This is a genomic window from Methylomagnum sp. (assembly GCF_054333355.1).
In genome coordinates, this window is sequence record NZ_JBTEKS010000416.1 from 1 (window position 1) to 3,691 (window position 3,691).

Here is a 3,691-nt window from a genome sequence, read left to right on the forward strand (position 1 = left end):
AAGGATTGACGGGGGATTGGCGATCCCTGGGGGATAGACCGCTCGTAGTCCCGGCCTCAGCCGGTTTTCCCGGTTGGTTTACCGCCTGAGGCCGGTCCTGAGCGGAGCCGAAGGGCCGGGACCGCGAGGTCTTAACTTAACCTGGATGCAGGCTCCCAAGCAGGGGCTTGGGAGCCTGCATCAAAAAGCCAAACCAGCCTAATTATCCCGGTCGGGCCAGGTGGGCCGCTTCTTCTGGATGATGATGACCGGCTGCTGCCGTGGGCCGCCCTCCGCTCGGGGCGTCCCCGTGCCCGCCCCCCCCATGGGGCGGGAGGACCGGGCTTTGGTGGCGTCCCGCGCCGGTCTTGCCTTTTTTCGCTTTGGCTTCCCGCCGCGCCCGTTCCTTGGCGGCGGCGCGCTCCGTCCGTTCCGCCCGCCGGGCGGCGGCTTGCCGCTCCAGTTCGGCTATCTCCTCGCGGCGCCGCAGGATGGCCTGCTCATGCTCGTGGTGCATTTCCAGGTCGTTGGCGGCTTTGTCGCGCTGTTCCTCGGTCACGACCCCGGCGGGGTTGCCGTCCAGGTCGTAGCGGTTCGGCTCGGTGGCCAGCGCCTTGAGGTAGCGGGGACGCTTGCAATGCTTGAGCAGGGCCGAGCGCAGCAGGCGCGGCTCGATGTCGGGATGGCGTTTGGTCAACTCCTCCCTCATGCCTATCGCCAGGGGCTTGCCCTCGGCGAAGACGGGGTATTGGTTGACGAAGATTTCGAGGGTCGCGATGACCTGTCGGTCGAGTTCTGCCATGGCTGTATCGTCTTAAATCGTCAGTGCGTGTGGTGATGGTAAGAAAGCAAACAAGGCAGACCAGGGTGTTGGCCCGGCCCGCACGGTAACAGAATTTCTTAGTTTGGCCCTAAGTCTAGCGGCGTCGGCCAGCTTCGTACATATTTCGTTCGTTTCCCATCCGGGCAATCGCGGGCCGCGCCTTCTCCTATCCCGCCAGGGACGGCGCGAAGGGCGGGGGCTGGCTTTCCGGTCCGCCCTTCGGCTTGGCCTACAGGATGGACTTAAGGGAGCCTGTGAAAACCCGGCTGTCGCAGGATGGGGCTAGGCGCACGGAAGGCCAACCGGAACACCAAGCCTTTCACTATTAGGACTTACGCAGCCCTTGCCATTCAATGGCTTAAAGAGTACGTAGTCCCGCCTTCAGGCGGCAAAAAACCGCCTGAAGCCTGTCCTGAGCGTAGTCGAAGGGGCGGGACTACAAGCTAAAAGCTGGGTAAGTCCTAACTATGTGCGCCTAACCCCACCCCACAGGACTTATCGGCCAAGTTCCCGCAAAATTTCCAAGGCGCCGTCGTAATCGAAATCCGCCACCCGGCGCAGCAGCGTTTCCCCCGCCTCGCCGGGCGCGGTGCGCAGCACGGCTTCCTGTTCCCGCGCCAAGGTGTTGGCCGCCATGTCGCCCTTGTTCAGCAGTTCTCCCAGGTTCGCGAGGGTGGCGGCAAGCCGCGCCGGGTTCGCCTGAATGGCCGGAGGCGTCGTCGCCAAGCCGGTCAAAGCGGTGCGAATGCCTTCAATGAGCGCGCCCAATTCAGCGACCAAGGCGGCGCGGCATGGCTCGATCACGGCTGGCTCGGCGTCCTGTCGAATGGCCGCGTCCAACTCCCCGGCCAATCCCTGGACACGCACCGCGCCGATGGTGCCGGCGGCGCCCTTGAGGGTGTGGGTCAGCGCCTTGAGCCGCGCCATATCGCTGGTGCCCAGCCGTTCCATGTCCCGTGCGTGCTGGTCGGCGAATAGTCCCAGCAGCCGCAGATAGGTGTCCCGGTTGCCGCGCACCAAGCCCAGTCCCCGCGCCGGGTCCAGGCCGGAGACGCCGCCGAGGTCCGGCCAGCCCGCGGATGGAGCGGAAGCTGGCTCGGGCGGGCGCGGCGCGGGGTCGGCGCTGGCCGGTAGCCAGATGTCCAGCGTGGCGTAAAGCGCCTCCGGGTCCACCGGCTTGGCAATGAAGCCGTTCATACCCGCTTCCCGGCATAGCTCCCGGTCGTTGTCGAAGGCGTTGGCGGTCATCGCCAGAATGGGCAACTCCGCCCGGCCCGGCAAGGCGCGGATGGCGCGGGTGGCGGCGAGTCCATCCAGCCGGGGCATCTGCACCTCCATCAGGGCCAGGTCGTAGCGGTTGGCCGCCGCCTTTTCCACCGCTTCCTCGCCGTCTTCCGCCGTGTCCACGGTCAGGCCCATTTCCCTAAGCAGATCCAAGGCCACTTCCCGGTTGATGGCGTTGTCCTCCGCCAGCAGCACGCGGGCGCCGGCGTACCGATGGCGTGGCCCGGCGCCGCCGCCGTCGGCGCTGAATGGGCTGGCTGCCGCCGGTTGACCCCGGCCCAGCCGGGCGGTAAACCAGAACACGCTGCCCTCGCCCAGGACGCTGTCCACCCCGGCCTCGCCGCCCATCAGGCGGGCCAGCCAGCGGGTGATGGTCAGGCCCAATCCGGTGCCGCCATATTTGCGGGTGGTCGAGGAGTCCGCCTGCTCGAACGCCTCGAACAGCTTGGTCCGCTGCTCGGGACCAATGCCGATGCCGGTGTCGGCGACCTCGAAGCGCACCAGCAGCGCCTCGCCGCTGTCGTCCAGTAGCCGGGCGCGCAAGGTGATGGCGCCGCGCTCGGTGAATTTGACCGCGTTGCCGACGTAATTGAGCAGGGCTTGGCGCAACCGGGTCGGGTCGCCCCGCAGCCAGCGGGGCACGCTGTCGCTCTCCAGCTTGAGCGCCAAGCCCTTGGCCGTCGCCTGCTCGGCGGTCATGGCGCGGACCTGGTCCAGCAGCTTGTCCAGGGAGAAGTCCGCGTTCTCCATATCCATGCGGCCCGCCTCGATCTTGGAGAGGTCGAGGATGTCGTTGATGATGGCGAGCAGGTGCCGCGCCGCCGCGTCGATTTTGGCCAGCCGGGCGGCTTGCTCCGGGGTTGACGCGCCTTGCCGCAGCAGGTGGCTTAGGCCCAGGATGGCGTTCATGGGCGTCCGTATCTCGTGGCTCATGTTCGCCAGGAACACGCTCTTGGTGCGGTTGGCGGACTCCGCCCGCTGCTGGGCGGCGGTCAGTTCCGCCGTGCGCTGCGCCACCAGTTCCTCCAGATGGTGGCGGTGATTGTCTAGTTCCTCGCCCAGCCGCTTCTTCTCGGTGATGTCCTCTTGGATGGCAAGATAGTGGCTGATCTGCCCGTCCGCCTGGCGGATGGGCGTGATGATGACGAATTCGACGTACTCGCTGCCGTCCTTGCGCCTGTTGATGAATTCGCCCTTCCAGGTCTGGCCTTGCAGCAAGGTTTTCCACAGATGGCCGTGGATGGCCCTGGGCGTCTTGCCGGAATCGAGGATGCGGGGATTCTTGCCGAGAGCTTCCTCGCGGCTGTAGCCGGTGATCCTGACGAAGGTTTCGTTCACGTACTCGATGTTGGCGTTCAGGTTGGTGATGATGATGCTTTCCGGGCTTTGCTCCACCGCCAGGGACAGCTTCCGCAATTGCATCTCGGCCCGCTTGCGCTCGCCAATGTCGCGGGCGATGCCCATGCCCAGCCAGCTCTCGCCCCGCTGCACCGCCGACAGGGAGAGTTCCACGGTGACGACGGCGCCGCCCTTGCGGATGGCTGGCAACTCCAGGGTTCGGCCAATGGCCGCGCCCTGGCCGGAAGCCCGGAAGGCGCCGAAGGC

The 3,691-nt window shown here is 66.4% G+C and carries 2 protein-coding genes; both read right to left on the reverse strand.

Annotated elements, in window-relative coordinates:
• Window positions 1–202 precede the first annotated feature (202 nt).
• On the reverse strand, window positions 203–781 hold the full coding sequence (locus ACXWUF_RS20355; protein ID WP_458496390.1) for a ProQ/FINO family protein: 579 nt from the start codon (window positions 779–781) through the stop codon (window positions 203–205).
• Between the two features lie 516 nt (window positions 782–1,297).
• On the reverse strand, window positions 1,298–3,691 hold a 2,394-nt coding region (locus ACXWUF_RS20360), incomplete at its 5' end, for a PAS domain S-box protein (RefSeq protein ID WP_458496391.1).